Source organism: Magnetospira sp. QH-2, assembly GCF_000968135.1.
In the GTDB taxonomy this organism is placed as follows: Bacteria; Pseudomonadota; Alphaproteobacteria; order Rhodospirillales; family Magnetospiraceae; genus Magnetospira.
On record NZ_FO538765.1, the window covers coordinates 4,000,887 to 4,021,307 of the forward strand.

Below are 20,421 nucleotides of genomic sequence, written 5' to 3' on the forward strand. Positions count from 1 at the left end.
CGAGCCTCATCCTGAGCCTGTCGAAGGATGGTGCGCCGCACAGGCAACCCCTGGAGCAGCAAAGCAATTAACCATGAAAAGAGCCCCTAGTCGCGCGCCCAGTCAGCGCCAACTTCGCGTCGGCGAGGAAATCCGCCATGCCCTGGCCTGGGTCATGGAGCGCGGCGACCTGCGCGATCCGGCCTTTCACGGCGTGGTCCTGACCATCACCGAGGTGCGGGTCAGCCCCGACCTGCGCAATGCCACGGTGTTCGTGGTGCCCCTGGGCGGCGGCGACGCGACCCCGCAGTTGGAGGCCCTGACCCGATCCCAGGCTTTTTTACGTCACGAACTGGCCCGTCGCGTGCGGTTGCGCAGTGTCCCGCGCTTGTCGTTCAAGGCCGATGAATCCTTTGACGAAGCCTCTCATATCGATGCCCTTTTACATTCGCCGGAAGTGTCTCGTGATCTGGGTCCCCGGGACGAAGAGCCCGAGGAAGACGACAATGGGGCGTAAACGGCGCGGCATTCCCATTCATGGCTGGTTGATCATCGATAAGCCCTTGGGACTGACCTCCAATCAGGTCGTCGGACGCGTCCGGCGTTTGACCAACGCCGCCAAGGTGGGTCATGGCGGTACCCTTGATCCGCTGGCCAGTGGGATTCTGCCCCTGGCCCTGGGCGAGGCCACCAAGACCGTGTCCTATGTGATGGACGGCACCAAGGTCTATCATTTCACCGTCCGCTGGGGGATCGAACGTAGCACCGACGATGCGGAAGGCGAGATCATCGCCACCGAGGACAAACGCCCGACGAAAGACGAAATCCACCAGGCCCTGAAGCAATTCATCGGGACCATTGATCAGGTGCCGCCCAAGTATTCGGCGGTCAAGATCGACGGTCAAAGGGCCTATGCCCTGGCCCGCGCCGATCAGGAAGTGACCTTGCAATCCCGGCAGATCCGCGTCGACCGCTTCGAATTGCTTGAAATGGTCGATGACGACCATGCCACTTTCGAAGTGGAAAGCGGCAAAGGCGCCTATATGCGCAGCCTGGGCCGCGATTTGGCCCGCGCAATGGGTACGGTGGGGCATATTTCCGAACTGCGCCGCATTTCGGTCGGCGGGTTCAGCGAAAAGGACGCGATTTCACTGGATAAACTGGAAGAGCTGGGGCATAGTGCCGCGCTCGAAGACTACCTGCTTGCGGTTGAGACCGCGCTGGACGACATCCCGGCGCTGGCCCTGACCGAAGCCGAGGCCAGGCGATTACGCAACGGACAGCCGGTTTCCCTGTTGGCCGTCGCCCGCCGATCACCACAAAACGCCGTCCCTCAGGGTGCCACCGTGTGCGCCATGGAAGACGGCAAGCCGGTGGCATTGGCCCGGGTCGAAGGCGGCGAGGTGCGCCCCGTCCGCGTGTTGAACTTATAAGATTTGAAAAGGAGTATCCGATGTCGATTACCGCAGAACGCAAGACCGAGCTGATCAAGGAGTATCAGCAGGCAGAAGGCGACACCGGTTCGCCCGAGGTTCAGGTTTCCATCCTCACCGAGCGGATCCGCAACCTGACCGAACACCTCAAGGAACACAAAAAAGATCATCACTCGCGCCGCGGCTTGTTGATCATGGTCGGCCAGCGCCGCCGGTTGCTGGACTACCTCAAGCGCAAGAACCAGGGCCGTTATGAAGCCTTGATTCAGAGCCTGGGTCTGCGCCGCTAAACTCACCGAAACAGAAGGCCGGGGATCGTTCCCGGCCTTTCTCATGGGGCGCTCATGAACATCAGCGAGCTCCCACCCGGACCGCCGCCGTGGCGGGCCGGATTGTCCGTACGTATGAAGGAAGACAGATATGTTCACAGAATTTAGAAAAGAAATTGACTGGGGAGGGCGCAAGCTCGTCCTGGAAACCGGGCGCATCGCCCGTCAGGCCGACGGCTGTGTCATGGTCACCTATGGCGAGACCAAGGTGCTTTGCACCGCGGTCGCCGAAAAGAGTGTCCGCCCCGGAATCGATTTCTTTCCGCTGACCGTCCACTACCAGGAAAAGACCTTTGCCGCGGGGAAGATCCCGGGGGGCTTTTTCAAGCGCGAAGGCCGTCCGTCCGAAAAGGAGGTTCTGACCTCCCGCCTGATCGATCGTCCGATCCGTCCGTTGTTTGCCAAGGGCTTCAAGAACGAGACCCAGGTGGTCTGCACCGTGATGGCCCATGACATGGAAAACGATCCGGACATCGCTTCCCTGGTTGGCGCTTCCGCCGCCTTGACCCTGTCCGGCGTGCCGTTCCTCGGCCCCATCGGCGCGGCTCGCATTGGCCTGATCGAAGGCGCCTATGTGCTCAACCCGACCATGGAACAATTGGCTGATTCCAAGCTCGACCTGATCATGGCCGGGACCATGGAAGGCGTGCTGATGGTCGAATCCGAGGCTTCCGAGCTGAGCGAAGACGATATGCTCGGCGCCGTGACTTTCGGTCACGAGAATTGCCAGCCGGTGATCAAGGCGATCATCGAACTGGCCGAAGCCTGTGCCAAGGAGCCCATGGATCTGCCGCAGCCGCCGGAAGGCCTCGACGAGCTGACCGCCCGGGTCACCGAAATGGCCGAAAAAGACCTGCGTCTGGCCTATGGCGAGACCATCAAGCTGGCCCGTCAGGACAAGGTGCAAGCGGTCAAGGACCGGGTCACCCAGGAATTATCCGGCGACGATAGCGTCAACATGGATCTGGTCGGCGGTATTTTCAAAAAGCTCGAACAGAAAATCGTCCGTCGCGACATCCTCAAGACCGGCACCCGCATCGACGGTCGCGATACCAAGACCGTGCGTCCGATCGTCTCGCAAGTGGGCGTGCTGCCCCGGGCCCATGGCTCGGCGCTGTTCACCCGTGGCGAGACCCAGGCCCTGGTGGTCACCACCCTGGGTACTGGCCAGGACGAGCAGATCATTGATGCCCTGGAAGGCGAATTCCGCCGCAACTTCATGCTGCACTACAACTTCCCGCCCTACTCCGTGGGCGAGACCGGTCGCATGGGGTCCCCGGGCCGTCGTGAAATCGGTCACGGCAAGCTGGCCTGGCGGGCGATCAATCCGCTGATGCCGGCCAAGGAGAACTTCCCCTATACGGTCCGCGTGGTCTCCGAGATCACCGAGTCCAATGGGTCTTCCTCCATGGCGACCGTTTGCGGCACCTCTTTGGCTTTGATGGATGCCGGTGTGCCCCTGGGCCGTCCGGTGGCCGGTATTGCCATGGGCTTGATCAAGGAAGAAGACGGCGTGGCCGTGCTTTCCGACATCATCGGTGACGAAGATCACCTGGGTGACATGGACTTCAAGGTGGCCGGGACCGAGGAGGGCATCACCTCCTTGCAGATGGACATCAAGATCACCTCCATCACCGAGGACATCATGCGTACCGCCCTGGCCCAGGCCAAGGACGGTCGGTTGCATATACTTGGCGAGATGGGCCATGCCCTGAATTCGTCGCGTGATGACGTGGCCGATACCGCCCCGCGGATCACCACCATGAAGGTGAAGGCCGACAAGATCCGCGAGATCATCGGCCCGGGTGGCAAGATGATTCGCGAGATCTCGGAGACCAGCGGTGCCCGCATCGATCTGGACGACGACGGTACGGTGAAAATCGCCGCCGCCGACCAGGCCGCCACCGATAAGGCCATGGCGATGATCGAAGCCATTGCCGCCGAGCCGGAAGTCGGCCGGATCTATCGTGGCAAGGTGGTCAAGGTTGTTGATTTCGGCGCTTTCGTGAACTATCTGGGCCCGCGCGACGGTCTGGTGCATATCAGCCAGATGGCCGATCATCGCGTCGCCAAGGTGACCGATGTGGTCAGCGAAGGCGACGAGATCTGGGTCAAGCTGATCGGCATCGACGATCGCGGCAAGGTCAAGCTGTCCATGAAGCTGGTGGATCAGGAAACCGGTGAGCCGCGCGAGCCGGAAGACACGCGTAAAAAGGATGACGAGGGCTAATATCCCGTTTTCCGATTGAATGAAAAAGGGGGTGCCGATGGTACCCCCTTTTTTTTATTGCCCCAGACCCCAGATTAAGGAATACGACTGTCCCTTGTCCTTGCGGAATGGGGACAGGAAGGGTAAACCCTAAGGTCACAATTGGGAGGCGGACCGGGCAGTCCTGGACCGTCCCTGTAGGTTTTTCCGCTAAACCGAGGACGTTTCCTTGAAAGATCTCCAACCCCTGATGCTGTCCGGCCGCGAAGTCTTGCCGTTGGTCGAGGGCGGCAAGGGTATTGCCGTTTCCAATGGAATGAGCTCCGGCGCCTGGGCGGCTGCCGGGGGTGTGGGCACCTTCTCTTGTGTGAACCCCGATTCTTACGACGAAAACGGCAACATCATCCCGCAGGTATATTCGGCCGCGACCCGGAGCGAACGACAAAAGCAATTGATCGATTTCGCCATCCGGGGTGGCGTGGCGCAGGCGAAAATCGCCCACGAGACCGCTAGCGGTGCCGGGCGCCTGCATATGAACGTGCTGTGGGAAGCGGGCGGCACCGAGCCGATCCTGCGCGGCGTGCTGGATCAAGTGCGCGACCTGGTCCATGGCATCACCTGTGGCGCGGGCATGCCTTACAAGGTCGCGGAAATCGCCGCCGATTACGGTATTCACTATTACCCCATCATATCCTCGGCCCGGGCTTTCAGGGCTCTGTGGAAGCGCGCCTACCACAAGCACGGCGATCTGCTTGGCGGCGTGGTCTACGAGGATCCCTGGCGGGCGGGTGGCCACAACGGCCTGTCCAACTCCGAAGACCCCAACGAGCCGCAAGATCCGTTTCCCCGTGTCCTGGCGCTGCGCAAAACCATGCGTGAGGCGGGCCTGGACAATGTCCCCATTTTGATGGCGGGCGGGGTTTGGTACCTGCGCGACTGGGAGGAATGGATCGGCAATCCGGACCTGGGTCCCATCGCCTTCCAGTATGGCACCCGACCGCTGTTGACTCAGGAAAGTCCGATCCCCGACGATTGGAAAAAGCTTCTGGTGACCCTGTCCGAAGGCGACGTGCTGTTGCAGCGTTTCAGCCCCACCGGATTCTATTCGTCAGCGGTACGCAATACCTTCATCCGGGAACTGGAAGCTCGCAACGCCCGACAGGTGGCCTATTTGGCCAAACCCGACGGCGCGCTTGACCAACCGCTGCCGGTGGGTGCCCGGGGGCGTCCGGTCTATCTGAGTGCCGCCGACAAGGCCCGGGCCGAGGCTTGGATCGCCGAAGGCTATGGCGAGGCCCTGAAGACCCCCGATTCCACCCTTGTATTCGTGACAGCGGATAAATCAGCGGAAATCCTCAAGGATCAGACCGATTGCATGGGCTGTTTGTCGTCCTGCCTGTTCAGCAACTTCTCTGAAAACGAAGCGGGGTCCACCGGCAAGAAGGCCGATCCCCGATCCTTCTGCATTCAGAAGACCTTGCAGGATATCAGCCATGGCGGACCCATCGAGAACAACCTGATGTTTGCCGGGCATGCTGCCTGTCGGTTCTCTTCCGATCCGTTCTATACGAACGGGTTTGTTCCGACGGTCAAGCAGCTGATCGAGCGCATTTGCACCGGCGATTGAGGGGCCTTGACCCGTTTCGGAAAAGACCCTTCGATGCATAATGGAATTCTTCTAGTCTTGTTGGTCAAAATCATGTAAAAATTACAACAACACAGGCTTTTATTCCGTCAAAGAACGGTGGCAAAAATACTGGGAGTATTCTGGTGAGACCATTCAGCAACGCATTAAACAAGCTGCGCGGCGCGGAATTGCGCCCGACCCGTCAACGGTTGGCCCTGGCCAAGCTGCTGTTCGAAGGCGATGACCGGCATATCACGGCCGAGTCCCTGCATGGGGAAGCTCTGGATACCAATATCCGGGTATCCCTGGCGACGGTCTACAATGCCTTGCACCAGTTCACCGAAGCGGGGCTGTTGCGGGAAATCGTTGTGGATGCCTCGCGGTCTTATTTCGATACCAACACCTCTGACCACCACCATTTCTTTGTTGAAAATACCGGAGAATTGGCCGATATCCCCGGCGAACAGATGGTTGTCGCCAATGTGCCGGAAGCCCCGCCGGGCATGTCCGTGCAGCGGGTTGATGTGGTCGTGCGAGTGCGCGCGGAAGACTAAGGTGCGAGTACGCGCGGCGGGCGAACACTTCGTCACTCAGCTCTATCGCAGGTCTTCCGTGGGGTAAACACCCCAGAATTCCACGCGTCTGAGCCAGCCGTCGTATTCATTGATTTCCACAAGGCACCAAGACGAATCCATCGGGCATTCGGCAATGCGGCCGATGACACTGGCCTCCACCCGGGCCACCGGCTGCGAGGTCGCATCGGGCGCCCGGCGCAGGGTGCGGGTATCTCCCAACACGATCACCGTGCGGCGATTGTCGAGCATGGACTGATGCACCCAGCCCTGGGTGCCCTGCCAGTCGCGGACCTTGCGCCAGGTTCCGTACTCGGCGATCACTTCCATGGGCATGCGGCGGCGGTGATAGACCCATTCCACCGGATAGCGCAGGCCGGGGCCGGTGCGCATATTGACCTCGGCGGCGCGCAGGCTGACGAATCGGGGCAACGGCAGGCCGCTGCCTCGTTTGTTGTCTACGGTCTGTGCAACAGCAACCTCGAACGGTAGGGTCGCCAGGAACAACAGCGTGAAAGCGATTCGGAAGAAATCAGGCATGGCGGCATGATCGTGCAAGGCCGGTTGCCTGTCAACGAAGGGTCTTTCCTGTCTTATGCTGCACCGCAACTCTGGACAATTGCGCTTGGTCCTGCTACCCCGGAGGAGGCCGAAGGAGACACACCCATGACCGCGACGAAACCCCTTGTCATTGTGACCCGTAAACTGCCGGAACAAGTTGAAACCCGGCTGATGGAACTGTTTGATACCCGTCTTAATCACGACGATACGCCGATGACCCGCGAGCAATTGGTCGCGGCGGTGGGCGAAGCCGATGTGCTCGTCCCCACGGTGACGGACAAGATCGACGGACCCTTGCTGGCGCAGGCCGGCCCGAAGCTGAGGCTGGTCGCCAATTACGGCACCGGCGTCGATCACATTGATCTGGCCACCGCCCGGCAACGCAATATCACCGTGACCAACACTCCTGATGTGTTGACCGAAGACACCGCCGACATGGCCATGGCGCTGATCCTTTCCGTGCCTCGCCGTCTGGCGGAGGGCGAACGGGTCATCCGCACAGGCGACTGGGAAGGCTGGACCCCAACCTGGATGCTGGGGCACCGCATTTGGGGGAAACGCCTGGGCATCGTCGGCATGGGCCGAATCGGCCAGGCCGTGGCCCGTCGGGCGCGGGGATTCGGTTTGCAGGTTCACTACCACAACCGCCGCCGGGTCCATCCGGAAGTGGAAGAGGAATTGGGCGCCACCTATTGGGACAGCCTGGATCAGATGCTGGCCCGCATGGACGTGGTGTCGGTGCATTGCCCGCATACCCCGGCAACCTATCACCTGCTGTCGGCGCGGCGCCTGAAGCTGCTTAAGTCCCATGCCTATCTGGTCAATACCTCGCGTGGCGAGGTGGTTGATGAGCCTGCGCTGATCCGCATGTTGGCGGCGGGCGAACTGGCCGGGGCGGGTCTCGACGTGTTCGAGCACGAACCAGCGGTCAATCCCAAGCTGTTGTCCTTGGACAACGTGGTATTGCTGCCTCACCTGAGCTCGGCGACTATCGAAGGCCGCATCGAGATGGGCGATCGGGTGGTCATCAACATCAAGACCTTCGACGATGGCCATACGCCGCCCGACCGCGTCATCGAATCCATGCTTTGAGGGGATAACGGGGGAATATCCATGGCCATCCAGCCGCTGGTAGAATACGAAAATGCCTCGCCGGAAGTCCGTGCCGTCTATGACGACATCATGGAAACCCGGCAGATCCAGTGGATCAATAACTTCTGGAAAGTCCTGGCCAACAATCCCGACACCCTCAAGCGCACCTGGGAAAGCCTCAAGCAGGTCATGGCCCCCGGGGCCTTGGACCCGCTGACCAAGGAGATGGTCTATCTGGCGGTCAGCATCGCCAACAATTGCGAATACTGCATCAATTCCCACACCGCGGCGGCGCGCAAGAAAGGCATGTCCGAGGAGATGCTGTCGGAATTGGTGGCGGTGGTCGCCATGGCCGGGGAAACCAATCACCTGTCCAATGCCTTGCGTGTGGAAGTGGACAACGTGTTCGCCAATGGCGGCCGCACGGGCGGCGAGGTCTAAGCGTCGGATTTCGAGCGTGTGGCGACACATGCTTCGACAAGCTCAGCATGAGGGCCTTTGAACTTTCAACATGTTAGCCTCACCCTGAGCTTGTCGAAGGGCGCGGCGGACCGTAGGACAACACTTTTTCAGCGGCCTGCGAAAGCCTTTCGCGTTTGATCGGATTCGATCAAACATGAAAAACGTGATCGATTCCAATAAGGTCGCGCGTGTCTAGCGGGTCCGATTGGACCCGACACGCGCTAGGCGATCCCCGTGATGGTGGGTTGATCACCACATAGGGCGCAACCCGGATCACGCGGAATGCGCACTTTGCGCACAGTGGTATAAAGCGCATCCACGATCAGCAAGCGCCCGGCCAGGGTCTCGCCGATACCCAGTCGTTCCTTCAATACCTCGGTGGCCTGCAACGAACCCACCAATCCGCAGACAGCGCCGAACACCCCGGCATCGGCGCAGGTCTGTACCTGCTGTGGCGGCGCCGGCACCAGACAGCGGTAACAGGGGTAGTCCGATCCGGCGTGGGATTTATAGACCGCCACCTGACCATCGAACCGCATCACCGCGCCGGAAACCAAGGTCTTGCCGCCGAAGTGGCAGGCATCGTTGACCAGGAATCGGGTGGTGAAATTGTCACAGCAATCGACCACCAGATCATAATCCGCGACCAGGGCCGCGACATTGTCCGCCGTCAGCCGCGCATCATGGGATTGCACGGTGACTTCCGGATTGATGTCGTACAGGGTATCGGCGGCACTCACCGCCTTGGGACGACCGATGTCGCCGGTGGCATGGACGATCTGCCGTTGCAGATTGGACAGATCGACCCGATCGTGATCGACGATCCCCAGGGTGCCAATCCCGGCGGCGGCCAGATACATCAGTACCGGCGCGCCCAGACCACCTGCCCCGACCACCAATACCCGGCTGTCTAGCAACCGGGCTTGGCCATCGTGGCCGACCTCATCCATGATCATATTGCGGGCATAGCGCCGCAGTTGGTCGTCGGAAAGGTCCAATGGGGTCAGTCCAGCCCCAGATGATCAAACAGCGGCGTTGATTGATAGCGCTCGGCGAAGGAAGGCAGGATCGCGACAATGTTCTTGCCCGCCATGTCCGCACGCTGGGCCACTTCCACGGCCGCCGATAGGGCGGCTCCCGACGAGATACCCACCGGCAGACCTTCCATGCGGGCCACCTTGCGGGCCATGGCAAAGGCGGTCTCGTTGCCGATGGAAAGCACTTCGTCCACCAAGTCCATGTTCAGCACCTGCGGCATAAAACCGGCACCGATGCCTTGAATCATATGCGGGCCGGGCACACCGCCTTGCAACACCGGGCTGTCTTCCGGCTCGATGGCGATCATGCGGATGTCCGGATTGCGGGCTTTCAAGGCTTCGGCGATGCCGGTGATGGTTCCGCCGGTGCCGACCCCGGAAATCACCACGTCCACCTGGCCTTGGGTATCGGCCCAGAGTTCCTCGGCGGTGGTCCTGGCATGGGCTGCCGGGTTGGAGCCGTTATTGAACTGCTGCAACAGCACGGCATCGTCCATTTCGTTGCGCAGTTCCTCGGCTTTGGCGACCGCGCCGGTCATACCCTGATTGGCCGGGGTCAAGACGATCTCGGCACCGAGCAAGACGAGCATCTTGCGGCGCTCCACCGACATGCTTTCCGGCATGGTCAGGATCAGCCGATAGCCCTTGGCGGCGCAGACAAAGGCCAGAGCGATTCCGGTATTGCCCGAGGTGGGCTCAATAAGAACCGTGCCTTCCTTGACCTGCCCGGTGGCTTCCGCGTCCTCGACCATGGCCAGGCCGATGCGGTCTTTGACCGAGGCCAGCGGGTTGAAGAATTCGCACTTGCCGAGGATCACGCCCTGGCAGTTCTCCGATGCGGCCAGTTTATTCAAGCGGATCAGCGGTGTAACGCCGATGGTCTCGGTAATGCTGTTATAGATTCGACCGCGCACGGTGGCGTCGGCGCTGGTTTCGAAAGTGCTGGTCATGGAGCAGTGTCCCTCTATCGCAAATGTCGGCCGGATTCCCGGTCTTTTCTGATTAGATGGAAAAGTCGATGTTCTTGCGGCCTTCGCTGACGATACCGGCGCGGTTGGCCCGTTGGCAAAGCTCATCCACATTGATGGAATCAAGCTTGCTCATGACATCTTCTTGCAAGTCCTGCCACAGGGGCCGGACCACCTGCAAACCCAGGTCGGATCCCGCCGGGTCTTGAATGGGGTCGTCGCCGGTTTCCATCTTGCGGACCACCCGGACGATCTCGCCCACGGTGACTCGGCGTCGTTCCCGGGCCAGCCGATAGCCGCCGCGCGGCCCCCGAACGCCGACCAGAATCCCGGCCCGCACCAACTGTTGCAGGGCCTGTTCCAGATAACGCCGGGGAATGCCCTGACGACGGGTGATCTCACGGCTTTGCACCGGTTCGGCGCTGGCGTGATAGGCGATGTCGAGCACCGCCTCGATGGCAAACAGCATCTTCTTGGATAGCCGAAGCATGGGTTTTCTATTCTCCTCCGCTAAGACCCGTCGATCCGAATCCACCTGTACCGCGGTCCGTGTCGGGCAATTGTTCTGTTTCTTCCCACTGGACAGTCGCCACCGGGGCGACCACCAGCTGCGCGATACGCATACCGCGTGTGATGGTGAAATCCGTTGCTCCCAGATTGACCAAAATCACCGATACCTCGCCGCGATAGTCCGCGTCGATGGTTCCGGGGGCGTTGAGCACGGTGACCCCGTGTTTGGCGGCCAGCCCGGAGCGGGGGCGCACCTGCGCCTCGAAACCATGTGGAACGGCCAGCGTCAGGCCCGTGGCGATCATGGCATGACGCCCGGGCCGCAGCTGTTCCGGAGCCGGGATCGCCGCGTGCAGGTCCATGCCCGCGCTATGGGCCGTGGCATAGGTGGGCAGCGGCAGGTCGGCGGCGTGGGCCAGCTTGCGGATGGGGACGTTCACCGGAGTCATGCTTGTGCCTCCAGGGCATCGGCGATGCGTCCGGCCAGGGCCCGGGCCACGGCGGTCTTGTCCATGGTCGGCCAGTCTTCCTGCGCGTTACGGGTCATCAGATGGACTTGATTGCGGTCGCCACCAAAGGTCCCGGTAGCGGGGGAAACATCATTGGCAACCAACCAGTCACAGCCCTTGCGGGCCAGTTTGCGCCGGGCGTTCTCAAGCAGGTTCTCGGTCTCGGCGGCAAAACCGACCACCAAGGCCGGGCGGGTCGCGCCGGGGGCCGAAAGGCTGGCCAGGATGTCCGGGTTCTCGGTCAATGCCAGACTCGGCGGCGCCCCATTGGCTTGCTTCTTGATCTTGTTGCGGGCTGCATCGGCGATCTTCCAATCGGCCACGGCGGCGGCACAGACCGCCACGTCCGCGGGCAGGGCATCGGTACAGGCTTGCAGCATGTCTTCTGCCGATTCCACATGGGTGACCGCGACACCGCGCGGATCGCTCAGCCGCACCGGGCCGGAGATCAGCGTCACCCGGGCCCCCAGGTCGGCCAGGGCGGCGGCAACGGCGTGGCCCTGTTTGCCCGATGATCGGTTGGCGATATAGCGCACCGGGTCGATGGGTTCATGGGTCGGGCCGCTGGTCACGATGGCATGGCGCCCGGCCAGACGGGTGCGGTCGGCCAGGAATCCAGCGGCGGCCTCAAGGATTTCCGCCGGTTCGGCCATGCGGCCCTCGCCCCATTCGCCACAAGCCATGTCGCCGGTACCGGGGCCGACGCGATGGAAACCGCGCGCCTCGAGCACCGAAAGATTTTCCATCGTTGCCGGGTTTTCCCACATGCGTACATTCATGGCCGGCGCCAGCAATACCGGTTTGTCGGTGGCCAAAAGGACCGCGCAGGCCAAATCATCCGCCCGTCCGGATCGCAGGCGGGCCATCAGATCGGCGGTGGTCGGGGCGACGATGACCAGATCCGGTTCGCGGGCCAGACGGATATGGCCCATCTCCTGTTCGTCGGTCAGCGAAAACAGATCCTGGTACACTTTTTCGCCGCTCAGGGCGGCCAGGGATAGTGGCGTGACAAACTGCTCGCCACCCCGGGTCAGCAGGCAACGCACCCTCGCGCCGCCCGCCTTGAGTAGGCGCACCAGTTCAAGACTCTTGTAGGCCGCGATCCCACCCGCAACCACCAGCAGGATCTGTTTACCGTCAAACAAGGTGGATGATCCCCAAAATAACTAACGAGAACTGTGGTTAAATTACCTGCCCGCAGGGGGGCATGCAACAAATTTGTTCGTTTTTTTGTGGGAAAAAGCGACGTTGGCGGGAAGGAAGGGTTCAGGATACCCCGGCGATCTTCAGCATCTTCTTGAGCTGGACCATTTTTTTCTCCCGCGCACCGCCCGTGGCGCCCTCGAGATAGCCGGGTAGGAAATCCTTCTGAGCCAGGAAGTGGCGGGTCAATTTACGCGCCGCATCCAGGTTTCGGCCGGGAATGAAGTGGGCATCGCGGCACAGGGTCAGCAAAGACATGCCTTTGGCGGTATTGGACTGTGGCCCGCTGTGGATCTTGCCCAAGACGTTTTCCTTCTTGAGGATGGCATATTGGGCATCATCGAGACGCTGAAGAACTTCGGTTTTCTGGATTTTGGCCATATCCGAGGCCTGTACCGTCGCGGCAGACTTGCCCAGGCGTCCCAAGCGCTCCACGGCGGAGCCGCCGATTTCCTGAAGTTTCTCGATGAAGCGGTCATCGCCAAAAAGTCGACCGACGGCGGTCTGCACCAGGGATACGGAGCGTACGCCCACCACGTTGGCCTGAAACACGCCGAGCATGTCCGCCTGTCCAGCGGTGGTCTGGCCGCGCAGCATGTCGCTCATGGCTTCTTCGGTGAATACGCGGGTCATGCGGACTTCAAAGGCCTGGCTGAGTTTGGGGTCCATCAGCGGCGCCTGCGATTTGTTCACGGCGACAAAAATATGATGCACGGATCTCAATTCACCGATGCGCGCTTCCGCATTGCCCGGAGTCACCTCGAAGGCCCGGGTCAAGGCCCTGGAGCCGGTCAGGCCGCGGGCCAGGGCATCCACCAAACCCCGGCGCGCCACGTCCAGCTTTTTTTCGCGGACGATTTTCTGTAGGCGCGGAATCAGGTCCGGCACGTCCTCGCGCAGCTTTTCATTGCCGCTGGCGATGGCAATGATATCGAGCAGTTTTTTCTCTTCCGGATCCGGATGCTCCAGCAGGCTGCCCATGATCTCGCCATTGGACAGGATCTCGCCCAGCAGGCTTTCCACGTACTTCATGGCGGCGGCGGTCTTGGTTGCCTCCACCAGGGTCAGAATGCGCTCGACTTTTTCCGGCCAGCGGTTGGTCCCGCCCAAATAGAGGCTGATGGCGGCATTGATCCGGGCTTCCAGTTCGATGCCCTGCAGTTCCTTGGTCGCGGCGGCGACCATCTCATCGACGGTTTCGGGCTTGATGGGATGAGCCTCGGCCCATTCTTCATGCTTGGAGGTATAGCCCATCAGGCCATCGACCAATTCGGCCAGTTCTTTCATGCGGTCGGAACCGCGGCCATGGACGGCCTTGGCCTGGGCGCCCGCGACCCGGTCGATCCCGTTGCGCCGCGTGGTTCCAGCCAGTTCCAGACGCTTTTGATGGCCGGCCAGGGAGACCAGTTCGGTGGGCGAGACACAATTGTCGTTGAGCCAGGTGGCAAGCGTGCGGCTAATGAGAGACTTGGCTTCCGGTTTCAGGAAGTCAGTCACCTCAAGACAGTAATCCGGCAGGTCCTCTGGTTTAGGGGGGCCGTTGTCGTCCGCCATCGATCGTCCACTCCTGGATTCGTGATCCTATGGTACCATTCCCGGCGCGAAATTGGAGTCCTTCCGCCCAGGCAATGTCCCTTAAATCACAAAACGATAGCGACGATCAAGGCTCCCGCTAGCCCGATTGCCACCCAAAGCGGAACACCACCGCGGCCTGGGCTGCCTCCCGGGCCACCATCGCGTAATCCGCGGAGTGTGTCCGGATGAACTTTAAGGCCCTGCGAATTGAGGTCCTGCAACGCGGTTTCCAATCCGCTCAGGGTGCGCGGCAGACGCCGCAAGCCGTCGCCCAGGTCCTCCACCGCATCGAGAACCCGCGCCTGCGGACCCAGGTTTTCGATCATCCATTCCTCGATCAGCGGTTGGGCCAGAATCCACATGTTGGTATCCGGGTTGAGCCGCCTTCCCGCTCCCTCGGCCACCAGCATGGTCTTTTGCAGCAACAGCAGTTGTGGTTGCGCTTCCATCTGAAAGAACTCAGTGATTCTAAAGAGTTGCGCCAGCAGTCGCGCCATGGATATTTCGTTTTGCGGCAGCCCGAGAATGGGTTCGGCGATGGAACGGCAGGCCTGCGTAAAGGAATCCACCGATTGGTCGGCGGGTACCCATCCGGCTTCGAAATGCACCTCGGCGGCGCGTCGATAATCCCTTGTGAGGAAGGCCAGCAGCATCTCGCCCAGATGTCGAGCGGTGACCCGGTCCAGCCGTCCCATGATGCCGAAGTCGACGGCCGCCAAAGTGCCGTCTTTTTGGACGAACATATTGCCCGGATGCAAATCACCGTGGAATAGACCGTCGCGGAAGACCTGATTGAAAAAAGCGGCGGCGGCGGTGGCGACGATGGCCTTGGGGTCATGGCCGGCCGCCAAAATGGCCTCGCGATCATCGAATCGGCAGCCATGCACCCGCTCGGTGGTCAGCACACGCTGGCCGGTTCGGCGCCAGTCCACTTCCGGCACCCGAAAGGTGGGATCGTCTTCGAAATTCTCGCCCAGTTCGGCGGCGGCGGCGGCTTCGAATCGCAGGTCCATTTCGAAGTGTACCGTCTCTTCGAAGGTGCGGACCGATTCGGCGGGCTTCAAGCGGCGTAATTCCGGGCGTGTGGCTTCCACCATATCGGCCACCCAGCGAAACAGATCCAGATCCCGCTCAAAGGCTTTTTCGATATCCGGACGCAGAACCTTCACCGCCACTTCGCGGCCATCGGTGGTGATGGCGAAATGCACCTGGGCGATGGAGGCGGCGGCGACGGGTGCTTGGTCGAAGCTCTGAAACAAGGTGTCCAGGGGCTGGCCGAATTCCTGTTCAAGGATTGCCTTGGCCTGTCCGTAGGGAAACGGCGACAGGCGATCCTGCAATTCGGTCAAATCGGCGGCAATTTCCTCGCCCAGCAGGTCCGAGCGGGTCGCCAGCACTTGACCCAGCTTGATGAAGGTGGGGCCCAGGGCGACCAACGCCCGGGCCAATCGCTGACCGGGACGCCCCGGGGCCTTGCGCAGGGACGTGGCGCGGGCCATCCAGGCGACGCCGGGTGCAATGTCCAGCTGTTCCAGCAAAAACAAGGCGTCATGGCGGGCCAGGGTGTGGGCGATGCCGACAAGGCGCAGCAGATTTCGGGTCAGGCCGATCATGAGTACTCTAAAGCCGCCATGCCGTATGGATGGCGGCAATACCACCGGAAAGATTGCGATACTTGACCTGTTCCAGACCGGCCTCGGCGATCATGGTGGCGAAGGTTTCCTGATCCGGGAACTGGCGGATGCTCTCCACCAGATACTGATAAGAATCGCCGTCGCCGGTCACCGCCTGTCCGACCCGGGGCAGCAGATTGAAGGAATAGGTATCGTAAAGCTGTTTCAGGCCGGGCACGGTGACGGCGCTGAACTCCAGGCACAGGAACCGCCCGCCCGGTTTGAGCACCCGCCGCGCCTCTTGCAAGGCCATCGGAATACGCGTCACGTTGCGGATACAAAAGGCGATGGTATAGGCATCCACCGACGAATCGGCGATGGGCAGCGTTTCGGCGTTGCCGGTGGTCCAGGTGATGTTGTCCAGCACCCCTTGATCCAGGCCCCGGTCGCGGCCCACGGCCAGCATCTCGTGATTGATGTCGCAGACCTCGACCCGACCACCGCCGCGCTCCAGGAAACCGAAGGCAATGTCGCCGGTGCCGCCGCCCACGTCGAGCAGGCGCATGTCCGGCCTGGGCCGCAGCATGTCCAGAAAGGTGGCCTTCCACAGCCGATGGACGCCCATGCTCATCAGGTCGTTCATCAGGTCGTAGCGTGACGCCACGCTGTCGAACACATCACGGACAAGGGTGGCCTTTTCGTCCTCGGCGACTTCGCGGAAGCCGAAGTGGGTGGTGGGATTGCTCTCGCTCATGGCCGAGACCATAGCCGAAGCGATGCGCCTGCGCTACTCTCCTTGAATGCCTGAATTGCCCGAAGTTGAAACCGTCCGTCGTGGCCTGGCACCGGCCCTGGAAGGGGCACGGCTGGCAAGGGTGGTGCTGCGCCGTGCCGACCTGCGCTTTCCCTTTCCCCAAGACCTGGTGACGCGCCTGACCGGGCGGCGGATCCAACGCCTGGGGCGGCGGGCCAAATACTTATTGATGCACCTCGATGACGGGGCGACCTTGCTATGCCATCTGGGCATGTCCGGGCGCTATGCGGTGCTCGAGGTGCCGATCCCCGAGCCGGAGGCGCATGACCATATGGATCTGGTGACCGACGCGGGGATTTGCGTGCGCTATACCGACCCCCGCCGATTCGGATTCGTCGACTGGATTGCACCGGGAGAGGCGAATCATCACCCCATGCTGCGGGAAATCGGCCCCGAACCGTTGTCCAATGATTTCAACGGACCCATGCTGGCTGCCGCTCTGGAAGGCAAGCGTGGACCAATCAAGATGGCCTTGCTGGATCAAAAGGTCGTGGCCGGGCTGGGCAATATCTATGTCTGCGAATCCCTGTTCCGCGCCGGTCTGTCGCCAAAACGCCGGGCCGGGACGGTCACGGGAAAACGAGCCGAGAACCTGGTGGCCGCCATTCGTGACACATTGACACAAGCCATTGCCGCCGGGGGCTCGACCCTGAATGATCATCGACAGCCGGATGGCGACCTGGGCTACTTCCAGCATGCCTTCGCGGTCTATGGTCGCGAGGGGGAGGCCTGCCCCGGATGTACCTGCGACCGGGCGAAAACCGGCGGCATCACCCGGCTGGTTCAGTCGGGGCGGTCGACTTTTTATTGTGCGGCGCGGCAACGGTGACGTATGAAAGACCAACGGAGGGGGCGCATGTTCCGAATTCTGACCGTTTTGACCATTCTGTTCGTCGGGTTTTCCGCCCGGGCGGAATCCTTTTTGAGCATTCTTGACGATGTGCCGCTGATGCCCGGCCTGAGCGAGCAGGCCGACGCGGGCATGGTCTTCGATTCGCCACAGGGAAGGCTGGCCGAAACCCATGCCTCGGGGCCCGTGACTGCCGACGCGGTAGCGGCCTTTTATGACCAGACCCTGCCGCAATTGGGCTGGGCCCGTCAGGGACCAAATCTGTTTCTGCGCGAGGGCGAATCGCTCCACTTGATGACCGAATCAACGGGAGCCGCAGTCGTGACAGTCCGATTCGCGCTCAAGCCCGCCACCAATCCATAAATCTTTCCATTCAACGAACCAAAGCAGGAGCCAAGGCCATGGCCTTTGAAAACATTATTGTCGAAACCAAGGGCCCGGTGGGCCTGATCACCCTTAACCGTCCGAAGGCCTTGAATGCTCTGTGCGACGCCTTGATCGCCGAATTGGGCGAGGCGCTGGCCGGGTTCGAGGCGGACGAGGCCATCGGCTCCATCGTCATCACCGGCTCGGAAAAGGCCTTCGCCGCCGGGGCCGACATCAAGGAGATGAAAGACCGGTCGTTCATGGACGTCTATCTGTCCGACTTCATCACCGGTGATTGGGAGCGGGTGACCGAGTGCCGCAAGCCGGTGATCGCGGCGGTGGCCGGATTCGCCCTGGGCGGCGGCTGCGAGCTGGCCATGATGTGTGATTTCATCCTCGCCGCCGATAGTGCCAAATTCGGCCAGCCGGAAGTGACCCTGGGTATTCTTCCTGGCGCCGGGGGCAGCCAACGCCTGACCCGTCAGGTGGGCAAGTCCAAGGCCATGGAAATGTGCCTGACCGGCCGCATGATGGATGCCGAGGAAGCTGAGCGGTCCGGACTGGTCAGCCGCATCATTGCCGCCGACGACTTGCTGGACGAAGCCATCAACGTGGCGACAACCATCGCCAAAATGTCGCGCCCGTCGGTGTTGATGATCAAGGAATCGGTCAACCGGGTCTATGAGACCACGCTGGCCGAGGGCGTGCTGTTCGAGCGCCGGGCCTTCCATTCGCTGTTCGCCACCGAAGATCAGAAAGAGGGCATGGCGGCCTTTGCCGAGAAGCGGAAGCCTGACTTCAAGAACCGGTAAACTTGACAAAGATCATTGTAACGATGGGGCCTGTCCTTTTAGGATGGGCCCCATGAGCAAGCACGGCACCCATCGGGGCGACCGTCACCGGATCGCCGCTTGGTTCACCACCTGGGCCTTCATGGTTCAAGTGCTGGTGCCGTTTGCCATGGGTATCCCCGTGGCCGATGCGGCCAACGGTCCTTCTTATTTGGTTATTTGCAAGGCCTTCGGTCCGCCGGAAATCCAACCCACCGGCAATCCGCCGACCGAAAACAGAGCCGACCTGTCCGACTGCCCGGTTTGTACCACCGTTGCCTTTTCCGGCGACCTGGTGGTCCCGGACCGAATCCCTTTCCCTGCCGTTTCCCAGCAGGCTACCGCCGGGAGCAGCTTGTGGGCCGAGACCCCGAAATCCAGCCCACGCGGTGCCCGCCCGCCGGTGCGCGGGCCGCCCGCCGTCTTCTGAACACCCGACAACTCTCTCTTCCTCATTGTCGGGCCGGAGATGGCGCCTCCCCGAAAGGCCGTCTCCGGATCCGGCAAGGATTTCGTTCAGACGACTCAATAAGGAATTCCAGACAATGATTTCCCTGCGTAAAACCGTTCTCGCGGCGGCTGCCGCCATGTTGCTTTCCACGCCTGCCGCCCTGGCCGACAGCCACGGCAAGATGACCACCGTTGGCGATTTGACCATCAAGCATGTCTGGGCGCGCGCCTCGGCGGGCATGGCCCGCGCTGGTGCCGCCTTCATGCAGATCGAAAACAAGGGCGCCGAGGACAAGCTGGTCTCCGCTTCCGCCGATGTGTCCAAGGTGGTGGAGCTGCATACGCATCTGATGTCCGATGGTGTCATGCGCATGCGTCAGGTGCCCAACGTTCCGGTGCCCGCGGGCGGCAAGGCAGAGCTCAAGCCCGGCAGCTACCATGTGATGTTCATGGGCCTGAAGGAGCCGCTCAAGGAAGGCCAGAAGTTCCCTGTGACCCTGACCTTTGAAAAGGCCGGATCCACCACCGTTCAGGTGACCGTGAAGAGCGCCGGATCCATGGGTAAGGACGCCATGAAGGGCCACAAGATGCCGATGAAGGGTCACGACATGGGCGGTCATAAATAGGCTTCGACCGCGGATTCGGGGTCAAGGGCACGGAATTGGCGGCTTTCGCCCATTCCGCCCCTTGACGGACGAGGGCGCGGACGATATAAACCCGCCCTTCGTCACACTCGACGCATCAAGATACGGATTGATACCTATGGCTCACCACAAGTCCGCTAAAAAGCGCATTCGCCAGACCGAGCGCCGCACCGACCTGAACCGCGCCCGTCGCAGCCGCATTCGCACCTTCGTCAAGAAGGTCGAGGCCGCCATCGAGGGAGGCGACAAGGCTGTTGCCGAGGCCGCCCTGCGTCAGGCTCAGCCGGAGCTGCACAAGGGAATCACCAAAGGCGTTTTGCACAAGAACACCGTTAACCGCAAATTGTCGCGGCTGTCGGCTCGCGTGAAGGCCCTGAACGCCTAAATTTATACGCGCATCACGTTTTAAAAAGCCGTGCCCTGGTGGCACGGCTTTTTGTTTCAGAAAGTTGGCCGCGAGGGACTCTGGAGCGCCTCCCTGTCAAGAAATTTATTTGTATCTCGACCCTCACGAGTCCGTTGAATCCAGACGCCGGTCAGGCTAAACAAGATGAACAGCTGGCGGTGAGAAATCAGACGATCGGTTGGGTTTCACATGAAAAACAATAATAGATGCGACTATAGTCACAAAGTCGATCAGGGGATTTGTGTGAAAATTTAAATAAAATACGAGAAACCTATATGTAAAATTAAAGGATTTCTCGAGAGGGGCGCGATGATTTATTTTGATTGCGTTAGTTGGGAGGTTTTTCGCGGCGACATCGGCTAATCTGGTCACTCTATTTTCT

23 protein-coding genes are annotated in these 20,421 nt (G+C 61.1%); 14 read left to right on the forward strand and 9 right to left on the reverse strand.

Translation table 11 applies throughout. The features are described 5' to 3' along the window. Positions 1–73: 73 nt before the first annotated feature. From rbfA to irrA, 6 genes are all read left to right on the forward strand, one after another. Positions 74–496, forward strand: coding sequence for a 30S ribosome-binding factor RbfA (gene rbfA, locus MGMAQ_RS18810; protein WP_046022761.1), 423 nt, complete (start codon positions 74–76; stop codon positions 494–496). Beyond that, positions 486–1,412 (forward strand): tRNA pseudouridine(55) synthase TruB, encoded by a 927-nt coding sequence (gene truB / locus MGMAQ_RS18815; RefSeq protein ID WP_046022762.1) that lies wholly within the window; start codon positions 486–488, stop codon positions 1,410–1,412. The genes rbfA and truB overlap by 11 nt, the downstream gene beginning before the upstream one ends. 20 nt (positions 1,413–1,432) lie before the next feature. Next, positions 1,433–1,702, forward strand: coding sequence for a 30S ribosomal protein S15 (gene rpsO, locus MGMAQ_RS18820; protein WP_046022763.1), 270 nt, complete (start codon positions 1,433–1,435; stop codon positions 1,700–1,702). A 130-nt stretch (positions 1,703–1,832) separates the two neighbouring features. Then, the gene (pnp, locus tag MGMAQ_RS18825; protein ID WP_046022764.1) at positions 1,833–3,971 is read left to right on the forward strand and encodes a polyribonucleotide nucleotidyltransferase; all 2,139 of its coding nucleotides are present in this window, start codon (positions 1,833–1,835) and stop codon (positions 3,969–3,971) included. Between the two features lie 208 nt (positions 3,972–4,179). Next, positions 4,180–5,577 carry a nitronate monooxygenase family protein gene (locus MGMAQ_RS18830; protein WP_046022765.1) on the forward strand — a complete coding sequence of 466 codons (1,398 nt, stop codon included), beginning with the start codon at positions 4,180–4,182 and terminating at the stop codon, positions 5,575–5,577. A 143-nt stretch (positions 5,578–5,720) separates the two neighbouring features. After that, positions 5,721–6,131 carry an iron response transcriptional regulator IrrA gene (gene irrA / locus MGMAQ_RS18835; RefSeq protein WP_371258373.1) on the forward strand — a complete coding sequence of 137 codons (411 nt, stop codon included), beginning with the start codon at positions 5,721–5,723 and terminating at the stop codon, positions 6,129–6,131. 42 nt (positions 6,132–6,173) lie between these two features. Here the strand turns inward: irrA and MGMAQ_RS18840 are convergent, their stop codons facing one another. Continuing rightward, positions 6,174–6,689, reverse strand: coding sequence for an SH3 domain-containing protein (locus MGMAQ_RS18840; protein ID WP_082085610.1), 516 nt, complete (start codon positions 6,687–6,689; stop codon positions 6,174–6,176). 126 nt (positions 6,690–6,815) lie between these two features. On the opposite strand from MGMAQ_RS18840, the gene MGMAQ_RS18845 reads away from it, so the two are divergent. Together MGMAQ_RS18845 and MGMAQ_RS18850 are read left to right on the forward strand one after the other, a co-directional pair. Continuing rightward, entirely contained in the window at positions 6,816–7,802 is a 987-nt protein-coding gene (locus tag MGMAQ_RS18845) for a D-glycerate dehydrogenase (RefSeq protein ID WP_046022767.1), read from the forward strand. 21 nt (positions 7,803–7,823) lie between these two features. Further along, a complete protein-coding gene (locus MGMAQ_RS18850) occupies positions 7,824–8,243 on the forward strand; it encodes a carboxymuconolactone decarboxylase family protein (protein ID WP_046022768.1) in 420 nt (139 codons plus the stop codon). 242 nt (positions 8,244–8,485) lie between these two features. Here the strand turns inward: MGMAQ_RS18850 and MGMAQ_RS18855 are convergent, their stop codons facing one another. From MGMAQ_RS18855 to ubiE, 8 genes are all read right to left on the reverse strand, one after another. Further along, positions 8,486–9,262, reverse strand: a complete 777-nt coding sequence (locus MGMAQ_RS18855; protein WP_082085545.1) for a molybdopterin-synthase adenylyltransferase MoeB — start codon at positions 9,260–9,262, stop codon at positions 8,486–8,488. A 5-nt stretch (positions 9,263–9,267) separates the two neighbouring features. Beyond that, positions 9,268–10,251 carry a cysteine synthase A gene (gene cysK / locus MGMAQ_RS18860; RefSeq protein WP_046022770.1) on the reverse strand — a complete coding sequence of 328 codons (984 nt, stop codon included), beginning with the start codon at positions 10,249–10,251 and terminating at the stop codon, positions 9,268–9,270. A 52-nt stretch (positions 10,252–10,303) separates the two neighbouring features. Then, the gene (locus MGMAQ_RS18865; protein WP_046022771.1) at positions 10,304–10,759 is read right to left on the reverse strand and encodes an Rrf2 family transcriptional regulator; all 456 of its coding nucleotides are present in this window, start codon (positions 10,757–10,759) and stop codon (positions 10,304–10,306) included. A 7-nt stretch (positions 10,760–10,766) separates the two neighbouring features. Next, a complete protein-coding gene (gene dut, locus MGMAQ_RS18870; protein ID WP_046022772.1) occupies positions 10,767–11,228 on the reverse strand; it encodes a dUTP diphosphatase in 462 nt (153 codons plus the stop codon). Further along, positions 11,225–12,433, reverse strand: coding sequence for a bifunctional phosphopantothenoylcysteine decarboxylase/phosphopantothenate--cysteine ligase CoaBC (gene coaBC, locus MGMAQ_RS18875; RefSeq protein ID WP_046022773.1), 1,209 nt, complete (start codon positions 12,431–12,433; stop codon positions 11,225–11,227). The genes dut and coaBC overlap by 4 nt, the downstream gene beginning before the upstream one ends. 121 nt (positions 12,434–12,554) lie before the next feature. Then, the gene (locus tag MGMAQ_RS18880) at positions 12,555–14,045 is read right to left on the reverse strand and encodes a hypothetical protein (RefSeq protein ID WP_046022774.1); all 1,491 of its coding nucleotides are present in this window, start codon (positions 14,043–14,045) and stop codon (positions 12,555–12,557) included. Between the two features lie 86 nt (positions 14,046–14,131). After that, the gene (gene ubiB, locus MGMAQ_RS18885) at positions 14,132–15,679 is read right to left on the reverse strand and encodes a 2-polyprenylphenol 6-hydroxylase (protein WP_046022775.1); all 1,548 of its coding nucleotides are present in this window, start codon (positions 15,677–15,679) and stop codon (positions 14,132–14,134) included. A gap of 7 nt (positions 15,680–15,686) precedes the next feature. After that, complete coding sequence (gene ubiE / locus MGMAQ_RS18890) at positions 15,687–16,433, reverse strand: bifunctional demethylmenaquinone methyltransferase/2-methoxy-6-polyprenyl-1,4-benzoquinol methylase UbiE (RefSeq protein ID WP_046023548.1); 747 nt, start codon at positions 16,431–16,433, stop codon at positions 15,687–15,689. Positions 16,434–16,479: 46 nt separating this feature from the next. On the opposite strand from ubiE, the gene mutM reads away from it, so the two are divergent. From mutM to rpsT, 6 genes are all read left to right on the forward strand, one after another. Further along, on the forward strand, positions 16,480–17,322 hold the full coding sequence (gene mutM / locus MGMAQ_RS18895) for a bifunctional DNA-formamidopyrimidine glycosylase/DNA-(apurinic or apyrimidinic site) lyase (RefSeq protein ID WP_046022776.1): 843 nt from the start codon (positions 16,480–16,482) through the stop codon (positions 17,320–17,322). Positions 17,323–17,349: 27 nt separating this feature from the next. Next, entirely contained in the window at positions 17,350–17,706 is a 357-nt protein-coding gene (locus tag MGMAQ_RS18900; RefSeq protein WP_046022777.1) for a hypothetical protein, read from the forward strand. Positions 17,707–17,744: 38 nt separating this feature from the next. Next, positions 17,745–18,521 (forward strand): enoyl-CoA hydratase, encoded by a 777-nt coding sequence (locus MGMAQ_RS18905; protein ID WP_046022778.1) that lies wholly within the window; start codon positions 17,745–17,747, stop codon positions 18,519–18,521. Positions 18,522–18,573: 52 nt separating this feature from the next. Next, entirely contained in the window at positions 18,574–18,969 is a 396-nt protein-coding gene (locus MGMAQ_RS18910) for a DUF2946 family protein (protein ID WP_046022779.1), read from the forward strand. A 115-nt stretch (positions 18,970–19,084) separates the two neighbouring features. Beyond that, positions 19,085–19,615 (forward strand): copper chaperone PCu(A)C, encoded by a 531-nt coding sequence (locus MGMAQ_RS18915; RefSeq protein ID WP_052716551.1) that lies wholly within the window; start codon positions 19,085–19,087, stop codon positions 19,613–19,615. A 136-nt stretch (positions 19,616–19,751) separates the two neighbouring features. Then, a complete protein-coding gene (gene rpsT / locus MGMAQ_RS18920) occupies positions 19,752–20,018 on the forward strand; it encodes a 30S ribosomal protein S20 (RefSeq protein WP_046022780.1) in 267 nt (88 codons plus the stop codon). Positions 20,019–20,421 lie beyond the last annotated feature (403 nt).

Excerpts from the sequence above, each read along its gene's own strand:
- rbfA (WP_046022761.1), top strand. The coding sequence starts at position 74 with ATGAAAAGAGCCCCTAGTCGCGCGCCCAGTCAGCGCCAACTTCGCGTC.
- truB (WP_046022762.1), top strand. The coding sequence starts at position 486 with ATGGGGCGTAAACGGCGCGGCATTCCCATTCATGGCTGGTTGATCATC.
- rpsO (WP_046022763.1), top strand. The coding sequence starts at position 1,433 with ATGTCGATTACCGCAGAACGCAAGACCGAGCTGATCAAGGAGTATCAG.
- pnp (WP_046022764.1), top strand. The coding sequence starts at position 1,833 with ATGTTCACAGAATTTAGAAAAGAAATTGACTGGGGAGGGCGCAAGCTC.
- MGMAQ_RS18840 (WP_082085610.1), bottom strand. The coding sequence starts at position 6,689 with ATGCCTGATTTCTTCCGAATCGCTTTCACGCTGTTGTTCCTGGCGACC.
- MGMAQ_RS18845 (WP_046022767.1), top strand. The coding sequence starts at position 6,816 with ATGACCGCGACGAAACCCCTTGTCATTGTGACCCGTAAACTGCCGGAA.
- MGMAQ_RS18850 (WP_046022768.1), top strand. The coding sequence starts at position 7,824 with ATGGCCATCCAGCCGCTGGTAGAATACGAAAATGCCTCGCCGGAAGTC.
- cysK (WP_046022770.1), bottom strand. The coding sequence starts at position 10,251 with ATGACCAGCACTTTCGAAACCAGCGCCGACGCCACCGTGCGCGGTCGA.
- MGMAQ_RS18865 (WP_046022771.1), bottom strand. The coding sequence starts at position 10,759 with ATGCTTCGGCTATCCAAGAAGATGCTGTTTGCCATCGAGGCGGTGCTC.
- dut (WP_046022772.1), bottom strand. The coding sequence starts at position 11,228 with ATGACTCCGGTGAACGTCCCCATCCGCAAGCTGGCCCACGCCGCCGAC.
- MGMAQ_RS18880 (WP_046022774.1), bottom strand. The coding sequence starts at position 14,045 with ATGGCGGACGACAACGGCCCCCCTAAACCAGAGGACCTGCCGGATTAC.
- ubiB (WP_046022775.1), bottom strand. The coding sequence starts at position 15,679 with ATGATCGGCCTGACCCGAAATCTGCTGCGCCTTGTCGGCATCGCCCAC.
- ubiE (WP_046023548.1), bottom strand. The coding sequence starts at position 16,433 with ATGAGCGAGAGCAATCCCACCACCCACTTCGGCTTCCGCGAAGTCGCC.
- mutM (WP_046022776.1), top strand. The coding sequence starts at position 16,480 with ATGCCTGAATTGCCCGAAGTTGAAACCGTCCGTCGTGGCCTGGCACCG.
- MGMAQ_RS18900 (WP_046022777.1), top strand. The coding sequence starts at position 17,350 with ATGTTCCGAATTCTGACCGTTTTGACCATTCTGTTCGTCGGGTTTTCC.
- MGMAQ_RS18905 (WP_046022778.1), top strand. The coding sequence starts at position 17,745 with ATGGCCTTTGAAAACATTATTGTCGAAACCAAGGGCCCGGTGGGCCTG.
- MGMAQ_RS18910 (WP_046022779.1), top strand. The coding sequence starts at position 18,574 with ATGAGCAAGCACGGCACCCATCGGGGCGACCGTCACCGGATCGCCGCT.
- MGMAQ_RS18915 (WP_052716551.1), top strand. The coding sequence starts at position 19,085 with ATGATTTCCCTGCGTAAAACCGTTCTCGCGGCGGCTGCCGCCATGTTG.
- rpsT (WP_046022780.1), top strand. The coding sequence starts at position 19,752 with ATGGCTCACCACAAGTCCGCTAAAAAGCGCATTCGCCAGACCGAGCGC.